A 20,248-nucleotide genomic window follows, 5' to 3' on the forward strand; every position below is an offset into this window, starting at 1 on the left:
AACGTGCTGCTGTAGTATTAAAGCCGAATGATTAAGTTGCAGGGTAAAATGCCGTTTAAAGTTATTTCTTAGCTAGGGGTTTAGTGAAACTGCTGCTAGCCTTAACCAAGCTGTTTAATCTTGAGGATCTACCATGCTGCTTCGAATGCTACTTTTAGCCTTGTTAACGCCGGCGGTTTTGGCACAAACGACACCACTGCCCCAAAGGCCTGTGTTGATGCTACAACCACAATTGGCTGAGATTATTGCTGAAGATGCCACTTTAGAAATATTGGCCGAAGGCTTTAGCTGGTCAGAAGGGCCAATTGCAGAGCCGGGTAGTGGCGATATTGTGTTTTCTGATGTGCCTGAAAATAAAGTGTACCGTTGGAATGAACACGCCGGCTTAACATTGTTTTTGCAGCCATCGGGTTACACCGGTTTACATCCCGAGAATAACCGGCAGCAGGGGGCTAATGGCCTGATTTTTAATGCGGATAAGCAGCTTGTTATCGCGCAGCATGGCGATCGTCGTTTAGCGCTATTTACTGGGATGCAAGAGGGCGTGCCGCAATATCAAACACTGGCGATGCGTTACAACGATAAGTTATTTAGCAGCCCGAATGATGTCGTACAACACAGTAGCGGAGCCTACTATTTTACTGACCCGCCATACGGTTTAGCCGGTGGTGACGCTTCGCCAGACAAACAGCAACCTGTAAATGGTGTTTATCGGTTGGCACCCGATGGCACAGTGACGTTATTGGTTACGCAATTAACTCGGCCGAATGGCTTAGCGTTTTCCGCAGATGGTAAATGGTTGTACGTAGCCAACTCTGATCGCGCTGCCGCACAGTGGTGGCGTTATCTATTACAAGCCGATGGCAGTGTGGCTGAAGGTGAGCTATTCCTGGATGCCACCGCACAGGCGCAGCAACAGCGCGGCTTACCCGATGGTTTGAAAGTATTACCATCAGGTGTGTTATTGGCCACGGGGCCGGGTGGTGTTTGGGTGATTTCACCTGATGGCGCACATTTAGGTACTATTCAAACCGGTGTCGCCTCTGCTAATGTGGCATTAAGTGCCGATAACCGCTGGTTATATATTACTGCCACCCATTATTTACTACGTATTGCACTAAAACCGCAGTAGACGGAACACAAAAAAAATCGATTTTGGCTAACCTTTAAAAGTTCAGCCATTAAAGAGTCGCATTGTGATAACCCTTGGAACTTTAAATGAATAACCTTTCAACTAAACAGTGGCTTTGGATCTTGCTGGTGGTGGTGCCGCTGACGTTTTATGTTGTTGAGTTTTTTATCGACGATCAGCCCTTTGGCATACTGTCTTTTTCACGCTGTATAGCGTCTTCCATTCTAGGGGTGCTGCTGGCGTATTTTATATTTACGAAAGCACTAATTAAGCTGCAGGCCATCAGCGGTTATCGGTTTATTGCATTGTTTATTATTGTGTTGTTATTAGTCGGTCTGGCATCACTGATTAATATCACTGGCCTTAATCACTTAGGTATTTTAATGAGTAAGGTCTTTGTGCTTTCATTTAACTCTTCGGCGATTGTGTTGGTACTAGGCCATAAAAGGCAAGCAGAGCATTAATAGTTGAGGCCTGAACTGCCTTTGTTAACACTTAGGTAATTATTATTTTGGTTATTTATTATTTTTGCTGTTGGTTATTAATGATGATGATTTATATTTGAACTTCAACTCTGAAACAATGGATATTAAACAATTTTAGTCATAGCTAGGTAAGAGGCTGTTTTAGTGGCGATTCAGGTAGAAAATATTTCAAAACGGTTTGGAAACCAAACAGTGCTAACTAATCTTTCTGTTGAAATACCATTACACAAGATCCGGCTAGCTGGTAAAAATGGTTCAGGTAAAACCACTTTTCTTAAGTTACTTGCTAGGTTTGAAAAGCCAGATCAAGGCGTCATTCTTTATCCTCATGGTGTAAATCGAATCGGTCTTTTGTCAGACTGCATTTATTATCCAGAGATGTTAACCCTAGAACAAATCAGTCATTTATATTTACAAGAATCAGTCATTCAGGCTGACGTGTTTGAACACTATATGAAAGTGTTGTCTTTACAGCCCTACCAAAAAACTCAAGCTGGTAAGTTATCCACTGGTACAAGGCAAAAACTCCGTGTTGCAGTTGCCTTAAGCTCTACTCATGACATGTTGTTGTTAGATGAGCCTCTAAATGGCTTAGATGATGAAACGGCTGATCTTGTGATACAAGCCTTGTTTGAAGATAACAGGCCTATGCTGATCGTTGATCATGAGCAGCGTTTTACAGTTCATATACAAGATGAGTTACGTATTGAGTCTGGGTTATGCAGTTTAACGAGATAGAGCGTGGTCTTTTTAGTGAGCATAGAGCGAATAATAGCGTTTTTTATCGTGTATTAATTGGCCTCGGCGCACTAATATCGCCAGTCGTACTTTTACTTATTCCTTTACCTGGTTATTGGGCCTTGTCATTACCCATTCTGGATAGCCGCTTTGTATTGGCATTGGTTTTGTTCATTGTGCTGGTACTTGGACTTCTTAAACTGCATGCTGCTGTGGTGCACCAGCGTTATTTTTGCTGGGCAATGGATACCTTCGGCGTTTGGCAGTTTCAACATTTATACTGTAAAAGCCAGCTTAAATTCTGCACTCCTGTGTTTATTTTGTTGGTGTCCGGGTTTGTGCATGCTCCCTTCTCAACTAATACTGTGCTGCGGTGCGTGTTGTTACTGGTGCTTTTGAGCACATTTATAGTTTTACTAAGCGTTAGGCATTTACAGGGCAAAACTAACTTTAGCATTGTAATATTGCAGTTACCCATCGATTTAAAATTTGTTTATTTGTCTTTAACTCGAATTGCGTTGCGGCTGACTGTTTGTTGCTGTGTAAGCTTAACTATGACCATGTTATTACTAGGCAGTCAAAATTTGCTGTTTGATATGGGTGCTCTGGTGATTGGTTATATAATGCTTGTGCCATTAATCATAGCTTGCACACATTTCATCTGGCACGAATTTAAGGTTTATACCCTGTTTTTTCAAAGTGTGTCTATACAGTACTATCAGCATCAAAAATTCATTTTTATAACCACGATAAGCCTAGTGTGGCTGAGCTTTTTGTTGCCGGCATTATTCTTTTTGGGTTAAGAAATTTAAGCCATAGCTAGCATTAATAGTTGCTGCATGGCAGTTGTTCATATTGAACGTACTCGTTAGTGTAAGGATTACTCCCCCATAAACGTTGATTGTTAGCTAAACTGAATAACGTAGTGAGGCAGTGGAGTTCAACATGACATTTATCAACGACTTGTTTAACGGTAGCTTTATGCCGCACGGTCATTGTTTGCTCTGGCGTACAGATTTACTGATTTTGCATGTCGGCGGCGACTTGATGACCTTTGTGGCTTATATGCTGATCCCTTTGGCATTGCTTCGGTTAGTTAAAATGCGTGATGACTTAAAGTTTAGTTGGATCGTGTTGATGTTTGCTTGTTTTATATTTTTTTGCGGTGCAACCCATTTTTTGGGCGTCGTTAATGTTTGGCATGGTTACTACTATATTCACGGCATCATGAAATCGCTCACGGGAATAGTTTCTATCGCAACGGCCATTATGCTGTGGCATTTATTGCCTTATGCGATAGCGATGCCGAGTAAGCGCAATCTCGAAGAAAAAATTGTCGCCTTAACCCTTGCTGAAAAAAAATTAGCACAAGCCAATCAGCATTTAGAGTCAGAAGTAGCAAAGCGTACCGCGCAATTAGAAAAGCTGGCTACCACGGATGAGCTAACCGAGTTAGCGAATCGTCGAGAAATCATGCGCATCCTTGATATTGAGTTATTACGTTGCCTGCGGCAAAAGTCATCACTATGTATCATGATGCTCGATCTTGATCATTTTAAAGCTATTAATGATGATCATGGCCATCAAACGGGTGATCAAACACTTAAATTCGCGGCTGAATGCTTTAAACAGCAGATTAGAAAAATAGATTTTATTGGCCGAATTGGTGGCGAGGAGTTTTTGATTATTTTGCCTGATACCGCCATTGACCCTGCGGTTGAACTGGCTGAACGGATCCGGTTGGCACTTAATCAGCAATCGACTAAACAGGCTTTGCCTAATTGTACTGTTAGCATTGGTGTTACTTACTGCCAAATCACGGATACGCCGCAAAGTTTATTACAACGCGCTGACGACATGATGTACCAAGCTAAAACAAATGGTCGAGATCAAGTTTGTTTTAGTTAAGCAGCCTTAGGGTTAGCATCGCAGAAGGTGTTATGCCGCGATGGATGTTTTTAAGGCCACTGTTTCAGCAGTTGTTGATACTTGTCAGACGCCATCAGTTTGGTAAGCTCTTGATCAAATTGCAGCTGTAACTGTTTGTCTTTAATAATCGCACCATACGATTTTGCTACAAAGATAGGATGGATCGAGAATTGCTCTTGCGGGTAATATTGCTTGAAAATGTGTGTTAATAAACGGCGCTCGCCAATCACCACATCTGTGCGGTTATTTACCAGTAATCTTAATTGTAATTCCCGATCAGCGACCTCTAAATAATTTGTGTCTTGAATAACATGACTTAACTGATCAGCCAGCACCGCATGAGCGAATTGGTAAGTAACAATTCTTTTTCCTTTTAAATCATCGGTATGTTTGATTTTTTGCTGCTCTGATTGAAGAGAAACGACTACATCTTGAAAAGGTAAATAAGGCTGCGTTTGAAAACCGCTATTCGATTCAAAAGCGGCTGGGCTGGCCACATCAAATTTACCTTCATTAAAGTCTTTAATCAGCCGGCTATAACCTAATAAGTGAAATTCTGTGGCGTAGCCCATTTGCTGGAATACATGCCGTAATATCTCAACATCAATGCCGGTGACCTCTTGCCCTGCAGGCTGAAAGGCCCATGGCGGGCCAATATTGACGGCCACTTTCAGTGTTTTCTGAGCCGAAAAGCAGGGCCAAGCTAACAGTAAAAAGCAGATCAGGACAATGCGCATATTGTGTACCGCTATGTTACGGATGGTCATTTACACCATCTTATTATTTTTCTGCATTGGAGTGTAGTGGATAAATAGTGTTATACCAGCAGAGAACGGCATAAAACGGTGCTCCTTGCTGCGTGGTAGATTGCGGCAGTTGCATGACCTCAGTCAGTAATCTCACCAATTATGTTCCTAATTTTCCTTTTTAATCATATACAAGACAGCGTAAAAACCTTTATGGTAGAGGCTTGAATGATTGAAAGGATGGCGTTGATGGAAAAGTTTTTTGCAGCTTGTGGGCTGGTCTTTTTATTATTGCTCAGTGGTTGTCAGCCAGCCACTGAGCAGCAGAGTTTAGCCGATTATAGTCAGCGGCTTGATGCTGAACCGGGTTTGTTTACGCTTTATCGTGATAATGAGGCGGGTAAGGTCTATTTGCAGGTGCCGGCGAGTGATCAGCAATATCTTTATTACTCCAGCTTGCCACAGGGGTTAGGTTCAAATGATATCGGTTTAGATCGCGGGCAATTGATGGAGTTAGGCGCACGCTTGGTCAGTTTTGAAGATGCTGGCGACAAAATGTTATTACGCCAGCACAATACGCAATTTCGTGCCGAATCGAACAATCCTTTAGAGCAGCGCTCAGTCGATGAGGCTTTTGCCAGTGCCGTTATTGGCAGTTTTAGCGTAGTGGTGCGTGATGCCACAAGCGTGCTGATCGATGCGACCGATTTTGTGGTCAGCGATAGCCATGGCGTCGCACGTATTTTGAAGGCGCGCGGGCAAGGCGATTTTACGCTAACACCGAGCCATTCGGCGTTGTATTGGCCTCGGACGAAAAGCTTTGCAAGAAATACTGAGCTTGAAGCGACCTTAACCTTTACTGGCGATAATCCGGGTAATTTTGTGCGCCAAGTGGCGCCTGATCCTTACCAAATTAGTGTGCGCGTGCATCACAGTTTTGTTGCGCTGCCTGAACCCGGTTTTGTCCCGCGCACCTTTCATCCACAAAGCGGCTTTTGGTCTTTCGACTATGAAGATTACGCTGCCCCTATTGATCAACCTATTACCCAGCGTGTGATCCCACGCCACCGTTTAGCGAAAAAAGATCCCACGGCCAAGCTGAGCGAAGCTGTTGAGCCGATTGTGTATTATTTGGATGCAGGTACACCAGAGCCGATTCGCTCGGCGCTATTAGATGGTGCGCGTTGGTGGAATGATGCTTTTACCGCGGCCGGATACAAAGATGCGTTTGTGGTAAAAATGATGCCTGAAGGCGCTGATGCTATGGATGTGCGTTATAACATGATCCAATGGGTGCATCGGGCGACGCGCGGTTGGTCTTATGGCAGCAGTGTGATTGATCCACGTACCGGCGAGATTATTAAAGGGCATGTCACTTTAGGTTCGCTGCGGGTGCGGCAAGATTATTTGTTGGCGCAAGGTATGACGTCACCGTTTACGGAGCCCGACATCGTGGCGTCTGAACTAACCGAGATGGCGTTAGCGCGTATTCGGCAATTATCGGCACACGAAATTGGCCACACGCTAGGCATTGCGCATAACTTTGCTGCCAGTAACCAAGACCGTGCCTCGGTGATGGATTACCCGCATCCGAAATTTACTTTAACGCCTGAGCAAAGCATCAACTTAAACGATGCTTATGCCACGGGTATTGGGGCTTGGGATAAACGGGTTGTGCAATACGGTTATGGTGATTTTGCGGATGACGCGGCTCGCTTAGCCTTTATTGCAGAGTCTAATAATGCCGGTTTTGTGTTTATGTCTGATGCCGACAGTAATGGCATTAGCAAAGCACATGCATTTTCGAGTTTATGGGACGGTGGCGCCGATGCAGTTACCGAGTTAGAGCGTATTTTAGCGGTACGCCAACAGGGCTTGGCAAATTTTAGCCCCGCGACCCTGGCGTTTGAGCGTCCTTATTCTGATTTAGCGGAAATTCTAGTGCCGCTGTATTTTTCGCATCGCTACCAAACTGAAGCCGTCGGGAAATGGCTTGGCGGTTATCAATATAGTTATCAAGTTAAAACGGCGAATGTGGCGCCAGATTATCAACCGTTGTCGGGTGCTGAACAGCAACGCGCCTTAGCGGCATTATTGAAAACCTTAGAGCCAGCACAATTGGCGTTAAGTGCGCAGATCCAGGCATTAATTCCCCCTAAAGCCTATGGTTATCGCAGTAGTCGCGAGAGCCCACAAGGTTATACGGGGTTGATTTTTGACCCGCTATCTTTAGCCGAAGCGGCCGCCAATCAAAGCTTAGCCATTTTATTGGATGAGCAGCGTTTAGCTCGGCTGCAGTGGCAACAACAGTTTGATAACAAGGTGCCCAGTGTCAGTGCGGTTTTAGCGGCCACCTGGCAACAAATTCAGCAACCGGTTGCAACCCAACCTTTGCTTAGTCGACGCATGCAAATCAGTTACTTGCAGCAGTTATTAGCGCTGGCTAAGTCAACAGAATTAGCGCCAGAACTGCGCGCAGAGTTATTGTTTCATCTGCAAGAGCTCAGCGAAAAGTTCGCTTTGGGTAATGATGCGCACCATTTGTTATTATTGAAAATGGCGGGGCAAGTGAGTAATGCGGCAGCGGATCTCAATAAGGTGAAAACCTTACAAGCGCCACCAGGTTCGCCAATTTAACGGTTATAACAGCAAGCCGGCAATCGTCAGATTGTCGGCGGTTAGCTTAACTGCTGGCTTTTTGATGGGCATATTTATTAATGTTGGCGAACGCCATCAAGATATCTTTGGCGTAGCTGATCCGCGGGTGTTTTAGTGCGCCCTTGCGCCAAACTAAATAGATAAAATTCTCAGGCCCTTCTGGCCCTAATTGCATCAACTCCCCTGCTGTTATCGCCTCTTTACACAAATAATCGGGTAAAACGCTATAACCAATACCGGCTTTTATAATGCCAGCTATGGCACGAATATCGGGGCAAATGGCGGCGATCGGTGACAAACAGCTGTCATTAAACACGGTTTTAAAATACGGCCGGATCAATGGCAGTGTCTCGTCGTAACTGACCACGGGATACAGTTTTAACTGTTCGCTACTTAAGGTTTGCTGGGCTAATTGCTGGCCATTAAAGCGGTTGGTCACTAAAATTAAACGCTCGCTATCAATAATTTGATAATCATACAAGGCAGGATCGGGAGTAGAAGCGGTGATCGCCAATTCCGCGGTACCTTCAGCCAATAACTGATAAATACGATCTTTATTACCCACATGTACCACTAAATTCACTTCACCCGCTTGCAGTAAATTAGCAAACTGTGCACCGGCAATATAGCTAATATATTCAGCCGGCCCGGCAATGTTCAAGGTGCCATAAACGGCACTATTACGATTACGCACTGACGCTAGCTTTTGCTCGACGGCATCAAAGTGTCGTGCCACTTGCAGTGCTAAATCATGGGCCGCTACCGTGGGTTCGACACCGCGAGCTTTACGCTCAAACAACGCAAAGCCCACCCAAGATTCGATACTTTGAATATGCGCAGTGGCTGCCGGTTGTGATAAGCCTAAATTAGCGGCGGCCTTGGTAATGGTGCCGCAGCGATACACTTCAACAAAGGTGCGTAACTGCACAAAATACGACATTTACTATCAGCCATCAGAAATATGATGGCTGATAGTAAAAGAGCTGAGTTCTAACCTCAAGTAAAACCCTTTAAGCTTTACTCACTAAAAACACAGCGGCGGTCACGTCGGCCTGTGAAACCAAAGGAGTCAATATGTTCAAGCAAAGCTTCGTTGCCGTAGCACTCGTTAGCGTATTTAGCCAAGGCGTTATGGCATCAGACAGTAAAGGTCAGATCTTGGTGTTGTTATCAAGCGAGAGCGAAATGCAGTTGCAAGAGGGTAAAACTATTAGCACCGGCTATTACTTAAATGAGTTTGGCGTACCGGCTGATGCTTTTATTCAAGCCGGCTATGAGTTGGTGCTAGCTACGCCAAAAGGTAATGCGCCGGTGGTCGATCAAAAATCAGTCACCACCGACTATTTTGGTGGCAGTGCTGCTGAAATGCAGCGTATCAAAGAGGTTATTGCCGCGATCCCTGGCATCGACGATACCTTGTCGCTGCGTGAAATTTTAGACGGCGGTTTAGCGCAGTATAAAGCGGTGTTTATTCCAGGTGGTCATGCGCCTTTAATTGATTTAGCTAACAACCCTGAAGTCGGCAAAATACTCACGCATTTTAATGCTAACGCTAAGCCTACTGCGGCCATTTGTCATGGGCCGATAGCGTTATTGTCACCCCAACAAAACCCAATGGCTTTTCAGCAAGGTTTAATTGAGCAAACTAACCCTAAAGCCAGTGACTGGATTTATGCCGGCTACAAGATGACCATTTTCTCGAACAGTGAAGAAGCGGTATTTGAAGGCTCACTTGACGGCAAAAAGCTGCAGTATTACCCAGGCCAGGCCATGCAGCAGGCCGGTGGCAATATGCAGTATGCTGCTGATTGGACATCGAATGTGGTGGTAGACCGCGAGCTGATTACTGGGCAAAACCCTTTTTCGGATAAAGCCCTTGCTGCCGAAGTATTAAAGCAATTAGCCGCTAAGTAATGTTAACTGCTGGCCAGCGAGCCAGCAGTATTCCCCTTATTTTGGAGTAATGATGTTAAATTTTAATTTTAAAAATCAAACAGAAATCTTATTTGGTAAAGGTCAAATTAAAGAAGCGAAAAGTCGTTTACCACAAGATGCCAAGGTGCTGTTTTTATATGGTGGTGGCTCGATTAAACGCAACGGCGTTTATGATGACGTGATAGCGTTACTAGATGGCGTAAATTTTCATGAATTTGCAGGGGTTGAACCCAACCCGACCCTAGAAACCTTAATGCAAGCTGTCGAGTTAGTGCGAGCCAAAAACATTAACTTTATTTTAGCTGTCGGCGGCGGCAGTGTGATTGACGGTGCTAAGTTTATTGCAGCAGCAGCCCATTTCAAGGGTGAGCCGTGGGATATTCTGGCCAAAGGCGCGGCCTTTGCACATGCCTTACCCATTGGTGCCGTATTAACCTTACCCGCGACGGGCTCTGAGAGTAACGGTAACTCGGTTGTTACCAACAAAGCCACTGCGCAAAAACGTGCCTTTGCCTCTGATCTCGTGCAGCCAACCTTTGCAGTGTTAGATCCGGTGTATACGCTGTCGTTACCGGTCAAGCAGGTGAGTAATGGTGTGGTGGATGCCTTTGTGCATGTAATTGAACAGTATCTTACTTATCCAGTAAATGCGCCGCTGCAAGATCGTTTTGCCGAGGGTATTTTACAAACCTTAATTAGCGAAGGGCCAAAAGCCTTAGCCACACCCGATGATTACGATGTGCGTGCTAACGTGATGTGGTCGGCGACTATGGCATTAAACGGTTTAATTGGTAAAGGCGTGCCGCAAGATTGGGCAACGCATATGATTGGTCACGAATTAACGGCGTTATTCGGGCTGGATCATGCACAAACCTTGGCGGTAGTGTTGCCCACACTGATGTATGTGCAGCGCGAGAAGAAACGTCAAAAGCTGCTGCAGTTTGGTCGGCGCGTATTTAACATCAACACTAGCTCAGAAGATGAAGTGATTGATTTAACCATCAAAGCGACGCAAGACTTCTTTGAAAACATGGGTGTTAAAACACGTTTAAGCGATTACAACTTAGCCGAAGCGGATATTGATAAATTAGTTGCTAACCTCGAGCGTAATGGCATGACGGCGTTAGGCGAGCATGGCGATATCGATTTAGCTAAAGCACGGCAGATCCTTACGCTGGCGCTTTGATACGGCTAAGTTAACTTACCCAATAAAAACAGCGGTTTAAGCCTAATATCGATCAGTTTAGTGTTTAGCATGACGCGGTTTGCTCACATCAACACGCCATGAATCATCCCTGAGGCTCGATTCCGGCCATCCATGGCCTTCAACGGTTGATTTAGAGCAAACAGGTCATGCTTAACTGACTTGTATTAGCTTTTTAAGCCGCTGTTTTTTTATTTATAAGTATCTCGCTTACCTCACGAAAGGTTAATTTTTCAACGATTTGCGGGTAGCTTTTTTTCTGATAAGCGCTAAGGCTGTTGAAATCGCGCCAAGCGCGAGTGGACATAAGGGCGACATAACGCCGCTTCTGCATAATCCACAGGGATCGTTGCCGCTTCTTGTTCGCGATGATATTCAACAAAGCCTGCTCGCTGATAAGTCGCTAAGGCTGCAGGATGATCGTCCGAGCAGGTATGCACCCAGATATTCGGCGTTTCTGCATTTTGCTGCGCTTGTAACCACTGCTGCGCTAAGGCAATAGCGGCTTGGCTTAATTTAGGGCCTAGGCCTTGGCCGGTGAATGCGGGTAATAAACCAAAAAACTTTAATTCGACACTGCATTGCTTGGCCTCTGTTGAGCCAGCCACCGCACTGGGTGTACTTGGGTGTAAGTTCAGCTCGACAAAACCGGCAATACTGCCATCTTGATACAGCACCCAGGTGCGAACATCTTCATTTGCAACATGATCCAGCCATTGCTGATAATCCCAGCTTAAGCGGCTAAACCAGTGCCAAGGCGTACCTACAGCGTGAAATAAAAATTGGCTGAGCTCTGGGCTCGGTCGACGGGCTTCCATCAGCAAACAGTCGGTTGGCCAGTCGGGTAGTGACAGGGTGGGGCCTTGATACTGTAAATACCAAGTGGTGATAAGTTTGCTAGACATAAGACCATTATTTCAGTGAATAAAGTGTGCCTTATGCTAGCAAAGCTAACTGAGCAGGTAAATGTGGCAATGCCTTAATACGAGGTGTGGCAGTATTTATGCCGCGAAAGTTATGGTAATTGCAAATGACGGCCGCCATCCAGCGCTAAGCAACGACCGGTAATATAGCGGCTATTTAGCAAGTACAACACGCTTTGTAATACTTCATCTGGGCCAGGGGCAATGCCCATTAAGGATTTTTTCAGTGCTTTTTCGCGATAAGCCGCATCATCGTGCTCGTTAAACATCAATAGCGCTGGGGCAATCGAATTCACTTTCACCTTAGGCGCTAACTTACGTGACAGTGATAGCGTTAAGTTTTCCAATGCGGCCTTAGAGGCAGCATAGGCTTGATGTTTGCTGCTACCGACACTGGCAACAAAGTCGGTTAAATGAATAATATCGGCAGGATCAGTACTGGCGAGTAATTGGGGCAACAGGGCTCGATTTAACAAATAGGCGGCACGCGCATGGATATGCTGCATCGCATCAAAAACCTCTGCATCCTGCTGTAACTGGCTCAGTATATCTTGCGGCTGAGCTGTTGCGGCTTGCGGGCGATCTGCTTGCCAGCTCGAAGCATTATGAATCACCGCTCGGATCGCAGGATAGGGCGCCAGTGCTGCAATAAACGCAGCCATACTGGTTAAGTCATTTAAATCGGTAGCAATACACTGCGCGCCCGCTTGTTGCAGCTCACGGATGCCCGTTGTCATTTTGCGGTAAGTCACCACCAGTTGATAGCCATGTTCAAGCAATGCCTTGGCACAATATAACCCGACACGTTGGCCGGCACCGGTAATGACAATGATGCCTTTATCTGAGGAAGCCTGAGAAACGGTGCTGCTTTGCATATAAAAAACCCTATGAAAACGCTAAAAAAGCCTTATACGCGATAAAGTGTTGTTGGGTTTTGCTGTTAAAACAAACCGCGAAATTGACGAAGTGCGAAGAAGTGAGCTGAATAACCGTAGCAGCGAAGCGCCTGCTACGGTTTCATCAATCTAAGCCGCCTAAAAAATACCTTGTGCTGCACGGCTGAGTTGATGGTGAATCATTAACGATAGAAGGCTTCAACTGTGCCTTTTAGGGTCATTAATAGGGGTTGGCCACGACGGTCTAATGCCTTGCCAGCCGCCACTTTTACCCAACCTTCGCTGATACAATATTCTTCCACATCAAAGCGCTCTTTGCCATTTAATCGAATACCGATGTTGTGTTCAAAAATAGCTTCAACATAGAAACGGCTGCGAGGATTAACAGAAAGGTGGTCCGGTAAGTCTGGGCGTGCGGTCGTATCGTTCATAGCAGTGCTCTGTCTGAAATTAAGTGGGCGCCATTGTATGCAAAGCGGCGATCTCGCTCAAGTGTGTTGGTAAGAAACAGCTTACACATTACCAAAAGTGGGGAATACAAATAGAGGACGCAAAGTTTGTGTTATGGTTGTGACAACGGATGTTAAATGATTGACGGCATGACTGACGCCTACAAAAACATCCTTTTCGTATTAAAGTCGAGTAAATGAAAGAATCTGTCATAGTGATTTAAGCAAAGGCCTGATGGTGGATGATAAGTATGCGGCTTTTAATGAGGTTAGTGGGGGCTTTGTGTCTGATACTGGTTATCGGTATCGTGATATACATGGCATTACATCGTGTACCTGATCGTTCCGTCGAACAACTTCGAGTGCGCTGGGCGCAAGCACCTTCTCAATTTGTTGATGTGGCTGGCATGCAGCTGCATCTGCGGGATGAGGGCCCTCGCGACGATCCCACCCCTATTGTACTGATACATGGAACCAGTTCTTCGCTGCACACTTGGGATGGCTGGGTGAATGCGTTAAAAGACCAGCGTCGTGTCATTCGATTTGATTTACCTGGTTTTGGTTTAACTGGCCCTTCAGCTGATAACAACTATAGTATTGAAAACTATGCACGAATTGTTATAGCCCTACTCGATGAGTTGCAACTAGAGCAAGTGGTGATCGTGGGCAACTCTTTAGGGGGTAATGTGGCCTGGGCGACGGCGGTGCTGTATCCACAACGTATAAAAAAACTGGTGCTGGTTGATGCCAGTGGTTATCCAAATCAAGCGCAATCTGTACCTATTGGCTTTACGATTGCCCGTATTCCTCTATTAAACAAACTGATGGAGCAGGTTTTACCGCGTAGCGTTATAGAAAGTAGCGTGAAGAATGTTTATGGTGATCCTGCCTTAGTCACGGCTGAACTGATTGATCGTTATTTCGAGCTTACTACCCGAGCGGGTAATCGTCAGGCTTTAAGTCAGCGTTTGCGGCAAACACAAACCGAGTCGTTAGTGAACCGAATTAAGGATCTGAAGTTGCCAACACTGATTATTTGGGGAGGCCGTGATCGTCTTATTCCACCTGCTATGGCTGATCGCTTTCATCAGGATATTGTTGGGAGTCAATTGGTGCGTTTTAATAGGTTGGGTCATGTGCCACAGGAAGAAGATCCCAGCAGTACGGTAACTGTTTTTAAGCAGTTTTTGGCTGATGCAAACCAGACCGCAACACGACTATCTGACAAGGTCGATTGAGCTTTTTTGATGGTTAATTAAAGTCTTAGCAATTAAAACCAGATGATATGCAAAAGGAGCGCTGCTTTTGAACGGTAAACATTGTCCCATTTGCAACAAGGATATTGGCGTTTTAGCCATTATGAAAGCGGCATTCCCTACACGGATAGCCTATCCGCACTGTAAAAGCGGCTTAGTTTATAAGCCTTTTCCGTGGTTGTTGACCAGCATCTGTCTCGCTATTTACTTGGCGTTATTGCTCTTGATTATCTTGCTGTATCAACCAGTCTTTTTTATTGATCATCCTTTAGCATTATTGATTCAAATAGGCTTTGCTTTGCTGCTATGGATACCGTTTGAGCTATTTTTAGCAAAAGTACTCAGAAGTCAATCTGTCTTATCGGCAAAATAAAAATACAACATTGGCTGAAATAAGCCGGCTTTAAGGTGTGAATGATGAATCAAATTAATCCGAATAAATTACTTAAGAGCAAATGGACAGCAATAAAACCGATAAACAAAGAAAAGCATTTTATGGTTAATGAAGTCGAGTTTGATGAAGAGGGGAATGTGCTTGCTTGCACGATAGAAGCGGTGATGTCGAAGCGTTCAATGCCTATTCAATGGCAGGAGTTAAAAGACATTCGGATTTGGCAACAAGACTGGAAGTAGCCGCCTTCATTTGCTGACCATGCTGGTAATTAAGCCAACCTTTGCCATACTTGTTTAAATAATAAGCGACCATGAGTTGTCGTTTATTCAGTTAACAGTGATGGTAGTGGATAATCAGGATAAATTATTTATAACAACTAACCCGCCCGATGTCGAGCTTACCGCTCAGACGTTACAGGCGGGTTTTTGTTTAAGTGATATCACCGTTCTGCCCGAGAAAGGGTTTGTGGTGGTCAATGGCGAGTACCGACATTTATCCGCTAAAGCATTTGAAGTGTTGTTACAGTTAGCGCTGCATGCTGAAGAAATCGTACCGCAACAACAAATATTGTTAGCAGTTTGGGCTGATGCCGATGCACCTAAGGCAAATTTAACCCATGCGATTAGTGAGATCCGGCATGTATTAGGGGATCATAAAGAATGCCCGGTGTTTATTCAAACCCTACCTCGGCGTGGGTATCGCTTGCTTACGCCACTGCAATCTCATCCTACTCCCAGCGCAGCCAATGCGCCACCACTGATAGAGCGGCGAAGCCAAACCGTCGTGGTGAATCGGCATTGGTCGTGGTTGATGTCACTATTTCGCGGCAGTCGGCTGTTTAGTGTAAGCGTGGCGTTTCTAGTCAGTGTTTGGTTATTTATTCAGGTTATGGCCATCACCTTTCCGCTTATGAATATCTCGGCGACAGGCATGAAGCTGACTTTACTGGTCTTGCTGGTAGGTTTTCCGGTGGTGTTGTTGATTACCTGGGTAGGTGACTTACGCGAGCGCAAAAGACGGATGGCTTTGTCGAATAATCCACAGCAACGGCAGTTTTGGCGGCGGCAATTAGCCGTCGATTTAGGTTTTTTGTTGCTGTCGTTTACGGCGGTGTGGTTGTTAGGTCGCTCAATAAAGTTGGCCATTGATGATGATGTGCAGCAAGCCCCGGCTATTGTGCAGCAAACCGTGGCTCTGGCGCCTATCGCAAACTCCTTAGCCATTTTGCCGTTTCAGCTGCAGCATGGCAGCAAATTAGCCGATTATCTGCTGTCGGGGATCCGTGATGAGTTAGTGTATTCCTTAACGCAGCTGAATCAATTTCCGGTACTGGCCGATCGGGCAATGCAAAATATCAGTACGGATCTGAGCTATCAACAACTAGCGGAACAATTGCGGGTGGAGTATGTGCTAGAGGGGCGTATGCACATTGTGGATGAACAGTTTCAGCTGGCGATTTCGTTGGTTGAAACCGCCACTGGTATGCAGCGCTGGTCGACACGTTTAGCTCAGCCAGAGCAAGCCTTACCGACATTACAACGCGATTTACATCGACAGGTGCAAAATGCGTTGGTATTAGTGATGCCGCAAGTGTCCGTGAGTTTAACCGGGCGTGATTATCAAATAACCAATAACTTCAAAGCGTTTGATGCCTACATGCAAGCTCAGCAACAGCTGAAAAAATATGATGATTTGGCCAGTTTAGATACGGCTGAACAGCTGTTATTACAGGCCTTAAAGGAAGATGCTGATTTTGCATTGGCTTCAGCCAGTTTGTGTAAGGTGCATTTAGATAAATATGCCCTGACTCGACATATCGAAGAATTCGATTTAGCCAATACCGCTTGCCAACATGCCGCGGGTTTAGCGGTGAACCAAGCAGAAGTGTATTCTGCTTTAGGCGAGCTGTACCGGTTGCGTGGTCAATACCCAGAAGCTATCGCGCAATATGAGCAAGCACTTGCCGTTAATAGCCGCTGGGTTGATGCTATTACCGGTAAGGCCAGAGTGTTAAGTGCTAAAGAGCAGTCACAAGAAGCGGAGTTGCTGTTTAATCAAGCCATCGAATTAGAGCCCGGATATTGGCAAAACTATATGCATTACGGCCGGTTCTTATATGACAATGCCAATTTTGCTGCCGCTGCGCGTCGTTTTGAGCAAGCGTCGCGCTTAAAACCAGGCAGTACCGATGTGCTAAATAGCCTTGCGGCGGCATGGTTTTTAAGCGGGCAGTTTCAGCAGGCGATAACAGTTTGGCAGCAAGTGGTGGAGTTATCGCCTGTCTCGTTATCGTTTTCTAACCTTGGCACGGCGTTATATTTTGCGGGCGATTATCTGCAAGCCGAGCAGCTCTATCGACAAGCGTTAGCCGTGAGCCCAGCGGATTACACCATTTGGACTAATCTAGCCGATGTGCTTGATGTGCAGGCGGAACGGCAACAAGAAGCGTTGGATCTGTATCAGCGGGCGCTTAGCTTAGCGCAGGGTAATTTGGTGATCAATGCTCAAGCTCAGCCGCTATTATCGCAAATTAGCCGATTACAAGCAGAGCTACAGCAATGTGAGCAAGCCCTTGATACTGAACAGCAATTACTAGCGAATAACCTGACTGACTTTTACGTGTTTTATGATTTAGCCATCGCCAACTTTACCTGCCAGCGTGCTTTACAAGGCATAACGTATTTACAGCAAGCTATCGACTTCGGTTATCCGGCCTCTTTGGTGGCAGCTGATCCAAAAATTCCCCATGAGATCTCCTCTCGCCGTTCTGGAAATGCAGTATCGATTAATCAACATGAAGGAATATATAGATGAAAACCTTACTGATGTTCATGATTTTAACCGGCAGCTACTCGTTGTTTGCGGCGGATAAAGATCAGGTGTTACAAATTGAAGCGACGCCAGTTGCAGGCGGTTACTGTATTGTCGGCATTGAACCTGTCGGTGAAGATAATTGTAAAGAAAATAATGGTCAGCGTGGTCAATGTGAAGGTATCGCCAACTGTGTTTGCATTAAACCTGATAAGCAAATTGAATGGCAAAGTGCCGACATAAAAGACTATCAAATTTATTTTTATGAAGATTCCCCCTTTAAACCAAATTGTAAATTAGAGTCGAATACTCAGGGTAAATTAAAATGTCGCATCAAAAATGACGCTGTGCAGCATTACGATTACGGTGTCAAAGTCGCAGGCTGTGAAGACTTTGACCCTAGGATCATTATTAAGTAAGCTGTTTTCATTATAGTGATTTATGCTGCAGCCGCGTTGCTGCAGCAAATTGTACTATTGCCTAATGTCATATTCTGGGAGGCGATATTGAACAATGCACTTGAAGGATTGTTATTAGCGCTGTCGATGGATCCGCTGTTAGATAGCGATCATCGCTCGCAAGCCGAAAGCTTGTTGTTGCAAACGTGTTTGCAGGGTATCAAGGTATCGCGGGCCAGTATTTGGCTGTATAACGATGAGAACAGTGCCATAGCGTGTAAGTTGTTGTGCACGCAACACGGCATAAGCACTCACGATCTGCCCACATTAAACCGCATAGACTACCCCAGTTATTTTGCCGAACTTGATAAAAAGCGCGTGATCACTGCGCCACATGCGCGCAGCGATCCGGCTACCTGTGAATTTAACTTGGTTTATCTTGAGCCTTGCAACATCTATTCGCTGTTAGATGTGCCGCTACGCTACAAAGGCGAGGTGATTGGCATTATTTGTTGTGAACAAACACAGCAGCCACGTTTGTGGTCGGATAGCGATGCGGCCTTTGTGGGGGCCTTGTCAGACTTGTATGGCCGTATTGTCGCCGCGGCCCAGCGTCATCGTTATCAGGTTCAACTAGAAAAAACGAATGCCCGTTTAGAAAGCCAAGTGCAAGAGCGCACACAGCACTTACAAGCGGCATTAGATCAGTTAAAACAAACTCAGCATCATCTGATTGAATCAGAGAAAATGGCATCATTGGGTAGTTTGGTGGTGGGCGTAGCGCACGAAATTAATACACCGATTGGCGTTGGGCTTACGGCGAATAGCCATAGCCAGTATGTGTTGGAAAAAGTACAGCGTACCGTTGAAACCGGTGGCATCACCAAGCAATCTTTAAAAAGTGCCGTGACCGATTTATTGCAATCGTGCAATATCGTAGAGCGCAACTTAGAGCGTGCAGCTGGGCTGATTCAACAATTTAAACAAACGGCCTTAGATCAAGCGCATTTTGAATTGCACGCGATCGACATTGACGATTATATCTCTGCGCTGAGTAGTACATTGCAACCATTTTGTCACCAACATCAGGTTGAGTTACAGTTACAGCTGAGTAGCGGCTTGTCTTTAAACACTTTTCCGGGTGCCTTAGCGCAAGTCATCACCAATTTAGTCACGAATGCTTGCTTACATGCGTTCGAACAAGCGACGCAGCCCGCGTTAGTTAACATTAGTAGTCGGGTATCTGCTGATCAACAGCTGTGCATAGTGGTCAGTGATAATGGTTGCGGCATTCCGCGCAGCCATCAACAAAAAATCTTTGACCCTTTTTTTACCACTAAGCGTGGACGAGGTGGCACGGGTTTAGGTTTATCGATTGTCTATAATATTGTTAAACAGCACTTAAAAGGTGAGTTAAGCCTGCACTCTGAGCCTGCTCAAGGCTGTCGTTTTAGCCTGACCATTCCTAATTTGCATTAAAGTGCGGTTGGCCACCCCACGCCGCAATGTTCTGGCTAAAGAGCTGTGAAAGCGGCTTGCAGTTGCGTTTAAGGCAAAGTCCACAATAAGCGCGCGCCTGCCAAGAATAGCAAGCTGTAGATCAGCGGAATAATAATGCGTTCAGGCAGGCGTTTTTTTAAATAAACCCCCAGTTTTATTGCGATAAAGCTCAAAGGTAACAGCGGTAACACTTGATAGAGGTGTTGCAGGGTTAATTGACCTTGCCAAATATACGCCGGTACTTTTAGCCAATTGGTTAAGGCAAAAAATACCGCTGCCGTGCCCAGGTATGTTGTGTAAGGCAGCTGTCGCGCCAGTAAGTAAATTTTTATTGGCGGTCCACCGGCATGCAATAACGTTGAGCTCAGCCCGGCGATAAAGCCTAAAATACCCCCTCCTAAGCTATTGGCTAACCAGGTTGCCGTTTTACCCCGTTGTAAAAAGTAATTTAGCGCAAATAGCACACTGGCGGCCCCCACTAAGCCTTGTAGAAAAGCCGTATTCAATTTGCCAAGTAACAAGGCGCCGACCAAGATACCGCCTAGCGCAGCCGGTAACAGCCGTTTTAAGTCAACCAGACTCCATTGCCGCCAGTATTGATGCAAGGTTAAGGCGTCAGCGGCAATTAATAACGGTAAGAGTAGAGAGAGTGCTGTTGGGGCTTCAAAGCTCAGTAATAGCAGCGGTAAAGCCAGTAAGCCAAGGCTACCTGCAAAGGCGGCTTTGGAGATGCCAATCAGTAACACGGCAATGATCAACACTGCCCATTGTTCGATTAGCATAGCGTTGCGATA

Annotated in this window: 20 protein-coding genes; 14 read left to right on the forward strand and 6 right to left on the reverse strand. The window is 45.5% G+C overall.

The features are described from left to right. The first annotated feature begins 133 nt into the window (after nt 1–133). From LMJ53_RS13460 to LMJ53_RS13480, 5 genes are all read left to right on the forward strand, one after another. A complete protein-coding gene (locus tag LMJ53_RS13460; protein ID WP_229587376.1) occupies nt 134–1,132 on the forward strand; it encodes an SMP-30/gluconolactonase/LRE family protein in 999 nt (332 codons plus the stop codon). Between the two features lie 86 nt (nt 1,133–1,218). Beyond that, nucleotides 1,219–1,596 carry a hypothetical protein gene (locus tag LMJ53_RS13465; RefSeq protein WP_229587378.1) on the forward strand — a complete coding sequence of 126 codons (378 nt, stop codon included), beginning with the start codon at nt 1,219–1,221 and terminating at the stop codon, nt 1,594–1,596. 165 nt (nt 1,597–1,761) lie between these two features. Beyond that, nucleotides 1,762–2,355 (forward strand): ATP-binding cassette domain-containing protein, encoded by a 594-nt coding sequence (locus tag LMJ53_RS13470; RefSeq protein WP_229587387.1) that lies wholly within the window; start codon nt 1,762–1,764, stop codon nt 2,353–2,355. Further along, on the forward strand, nt 2,337–3,158 hold the full coding sequence (locus LMJ53_RS13475; RefSeq protein WP_229587389.1) for a hypothetical protein: 822 nt from the start codon (nt 2,337–2,339) through the stop codon (nt 3,156–3,158). Before LMJ53_RS13470 ends, LMJ53_RS13475 begins: the two co-directional genes overlap by 19 nt. A gap of 142 nt (nt 3,159–3,300) precedes the next feature. Continuing rightward, nucleotides 3,301–4,263 (forward strand): GGDEF domain-containing protein, encoded by a 963-nt coding sequence (locus tag LMJ53_RS13480; RefSeq protein ID WP_229587390.1) that lies wholly within the window; start codon nt 3,301–3,303, stop codon nt 4,261–4,263. Between the two features lie 50 nt (nt 4,264–4,313). Here LMJ53_RS13480 and LMJ53_RS13485 read toward each other — a convergent pair whose 3' ends face one another. After that, nucleotides 4,314–5,051 (reverse strand): substrate-binding periplasmic protein, encoded by a 738-nt coding sequence (locus LMJ53_RS13485; protein ID WP_229587392.1) that lies wholly within the window; start codon nt 5,049–5,051, stop codon nt 4,314–4,316. Between the two features lie 228 nt (nt 5,052–5,279). On the opposite strand from LMJ53_RS13485, the gene LMJ53_RS13490 reads away from it, so the two are divergent. Continuing rightward, the gene (locus LMJ53_RS13490; protein WP_229587394.1) at nt 5,280–7,667 is read left to right on the forward strand and encodes a zinc-dependent metalloprotease; all 2,388 of its coding nucleotides are present in this window, start codon (nt 5,280–5,282) and stop codon (nt 7,665–7,667) included. A gap of 46 nt (nt 7,668–7,713) precedes the next feature. Here the strand turns inward: LMJ53_RS13490 and LMJ53_RS13495 are convergent, their stop codons facing one another. Next, the gene (locus tag LMJ53_RS13495) at nt 7,714–8,628 is read right to left on the reverse strand and encodes a LysR family transcriptional regulator (protein WP_229587396.1); all 915 of its coding nucleotides are present in this window, start codon (nt 8,626–8,628) and stop codon (nt 7,714–7,716) included. A gap of 134 nt (nt 8,629–8,762) precedes the next feature. Between LMJ53_RS13495 and LMJ53_RS13500 the strand changes: the two genes are divergently transcribed. Both LMJ53_RS13500 and LMJ53_RS13505 read left to right on the forward strand, forming a co-directional pair. Further along, entirely contained in the window at nt 8,763–9,602 is an 840-nt protein-coding gene (locus tag LMJ53_RS13500) for a type 1 glutamine amidotransferase domain-containing protein (protein ID WP_229587398.1), read from the forward strand. A gap of 52 nt (nt 9,603–9,654) precedes the next feature. Then, entirely contained in the window at nt 9,655–10,809 is a 1,155-nt protein-coding gene (locus LMJ53_RS13505; protein ID WP_229587400.1) for an iron-containing alcohol dehydrogenase, read from the forward strand. A gap of 287 nt (nt 10,810–11,096) precedes the next feature. Here the strand turns inward: LMJ53_RS13505 and LMJ53_RS13510 are convergent, their stop codons facing one another. The 3 genes from LMJ53_RS13510 to LMJ53_RS13520 form a co-directional block, all read right to left on the reverse strand. Next, nucleotides 11,097–11,732, reverse strand: a complete 636-nt coding sequence (locus LMJ53_RS13510) for a GNAT family N-acetyltransferase (RefSeq protein ID WP_229587402.1) — start codon at nt 11,730–11,732, stop codon at nt 11,097–11,099. A gap of 110 nt (nt 11,733–11,842) precedes the next feature. After that, a complete protein-coding gene (gene folM / locus LMJ53_RS13515; protein WP_229587418.1) occupies nt 11,843–12,625 on the reverse strand; it encodes a dihydromonapterin reductase in 783 nt (260 codons plus the stop codon). A gap of 203 nt (nt 12,626–12,828) precedes the next feature. Further along, nucleotides 12,829–13,077 carry a DUF3297 family protein gene (locus LMJ53_RS13520; RefSeq protein ID WP_229587420.1) on the reverse strand — a complete coding sequence of 83 codons (249 nt, stop codon included), beginning with the start codon at nt 13,075–13,077 and terminating at the stop codon, nt 12,829–12,831. 269 nt (nt 13,078–13,346) lie between these two features. On the opposite strand from LMJ53_RS13520, the gene LMJ53_RS13525 reads away from it, so the two are divergent. The 6 genes from LMJ53_RS13525 to LMJ53_RS13550 all read left to right on the forward strand — a co-directional run bounded on the left by LMJ53_RS13525 (nt 13,347) and on the right by LMJ53_RS13550 (nt 19,433). Further along, on the forward strand, nt 13,347–14,333 hold the full coding sequence (locus LMJ53_RS13525) for an alpha/beta fold hydrolase (RefSeq protein WP_229587422.1): 987 nt from the start codon (nt 13,347–13,349) through the stop codon (nt 14,331–14,333). A gap of 67 nt (nt 14,334–14,400) precedes the next feature. Beyond that, entirely contained in the window at nt 14,401–14,724 is a 324-nt protein-coding gene (locus tag LMJ53_RS13530) for a hypothetical protein (RefSeq protein ID WP_229587431.1), read from the forward strand. Nucleotides 14,725–14,765: 41 nt separating this feature from the next. Next, nucleotides 14,766–14,984 carry a TIGR02450 family Trp-rich protein gene (locus LMJ53_RS13535; RefSeq protein WP_229587433.1) on the forward strand — a complete coding sequence of 73 codons (219 nt, stop codon included), beginning with the start codon at nt 14,766–14,768 and terminating at the stop codon, nt 14,982–14,984. A 76-nt stretch (nt 14,985–15,060) separates the two neighbouring features. Then, nucleotides 15,061–17,559: a tetratricopeptide repeat protein gene (locus LMJ53_RS13540; protein WP_229587435.1), complete on the forward strand. Its 2,499-nt coding sequence runs from the start codon at nt 15,061–15,063 to the stop codon at nt 17,557–17,559. Beyond that, the gene (locus LMJ53_RS13545) at nt 17,556–17,975 is read left to right on the forward strand and encodes a hypothetical protein (RefSeq protein WP_229587442.1); all 420 of its coding nucleotides are present in this window, start codon (nt 17,556–17,558) and stop codon (nt 17,973–17,975) included. The genes LMJ53_RS13540 and LMJ53_RS13545 overlap by 4 nt, the downstream gene beginning before the upstream one ends. 87 nt (nt 17,976–18,062) lie before the next feature. After that, nucleotides 18,063–19,433, forward strand: a complete 1,371-nt coding sequence (locus LMJ53_RS13550; RefSeq protein WP_229587444.1) for a GAF domain-containing sensor histidine kinase — start codon at nt 18,063–18,065, stop codon at nt 19,431–19,433. 68 nt (nt 19,434–19,501) lie between these two features. Here LMJ53_RS13550 and LMJ53_RS13555 read toward each other — a convergent pair whose 3' ends face one another. Then, nucleotides 19,502–20,236, reverse strand: a complete 735-nt coding sequence (locus LMJ53_RS13555) for a sulfite exporter TauE/SafE family protein (protein ID WP_229587446.1) — start codon at nt 20,234–20,236, stop codon at nt 19,502–19,504. Between the last annotated feature and the right edge of the window lie 12 nt (nt 20,237–20,248).

It is taken from the genome of Rheinheimera sp. UJ51, assembly GCF_020819615.1.
GTDB lineage: Bacteria > Pseudomonadota > Gammaproteobacteria > Enterobacterales > Alteromonadaceae > Alishewanella > Alishewanella maricola.

Coding starts and splice junctions, on each gene's coding strand:
- LMJ53_RS13485 (WP_229587392.1), bottom strand. CDS start 5,051: ATGACCATCCGTAACATAGCGGTACACAATATGCGCATTGTCCTGATC.
- LMJ53_RS13535 (WP_229587433.1), top strand. CDS start 14,766: ATGATGAATCAAATTAATCCGAATAAATTACTTAAGAGCAAATGGACA.
- LMJ53_RS13525 (WP_229587422.1), top strand. CDS start 13,347: ATGCGGCTTTTAATGAGGTTAGTGGGGGCTTTGTGTCTGATACTGGTT.
- LMJ53_RS13475 (WP_229587389.1), top strand. CDS start 2,337: ATGCAGTTTAACGAGATAGAGCGTGGTCTTTTTAGTGAGCATAGAGCG.
- LMJ53_RS13545 (WP_229587442.1), top strand. CDS start 17,556: ATGAAAACCTTACTGATGTTCATGATTTTAACCGGCAGCTACTCGTTG.
- LMJ53_RS13480 (WP_229587390.1), top strand. CDS start 3,301: ATGACATTTATCAACGACTTGTTTAACGGTAGCTTTATGCCGCACGGT.
- folM (WP_229587418.1), bottom strand. CDS start 12,625: ATGCAAAGCAGCACCGTTTCTCAGGCTTCCTCAGATAAAGGCATCATT.
- LMJ53_RS13520 (WP_229587420.1), bottom strand. CDS start 13,077: ATGAACGATACGACCGCACGCCCAGACTTACCGGACCACCTTTCTGTT.
- LMJ53_RS13465 (WP_229587378.1), top strand. CDS start 1,219: ATGAATAACCTTTCAACTAAACAGTGGCTTTGGATCTTGCTGGTGGTG.
- LMJ53_RS13500 (WP_229587398.1), top strand. CDS start 8,763: ATGTTCAAGCAAAGCTTCGTTGCCGTAGCACTCGTTAGCGTATTTAGC.
- LMJ53_RS13460 (WP_229587376.1), top strand. CDS start 134: ATGCTGCTTCGAATGCTACTTTTAGCCTTGTTAACGCCGGCGGTTTTG.
- LMJ53_RS13495 (WP_229587396.1), bottom strand. CDS start 8,628: ATGTCGTATTTTGTGCAGTTACGCACCTTTGTTGAAGTGTATCGCTGC.
- LMJ53_RS13555 (WP_229587446.1), bottom strand. CDS start 20,236: ATGCTAATCGAACAATGGGCAGTGTTGATCATTGCCGTGTTACTGATT.
- LMJ53_RS13490 (WP_229587394.1), top strand. CDS start 5,280: ATGGAAAAGTTTTTTGCAGCTTGTGGGCTGGTCTTTTTATTATTGCTC.
- LMJ53_RS13505 (WP_229587400.1), top strand. CDS start 9,655: ATGTTAAATTTTAATTTTAAAAATCAAACAGAAATCTTATTTGGTAAA.
- LMJ53_RS13510 (WP_229587402.1), bottom strand. CDS start 11,732: ATGTCTAGCAAACTTATCACCACTTGGTATTTACAGTATCAAGGCCCC.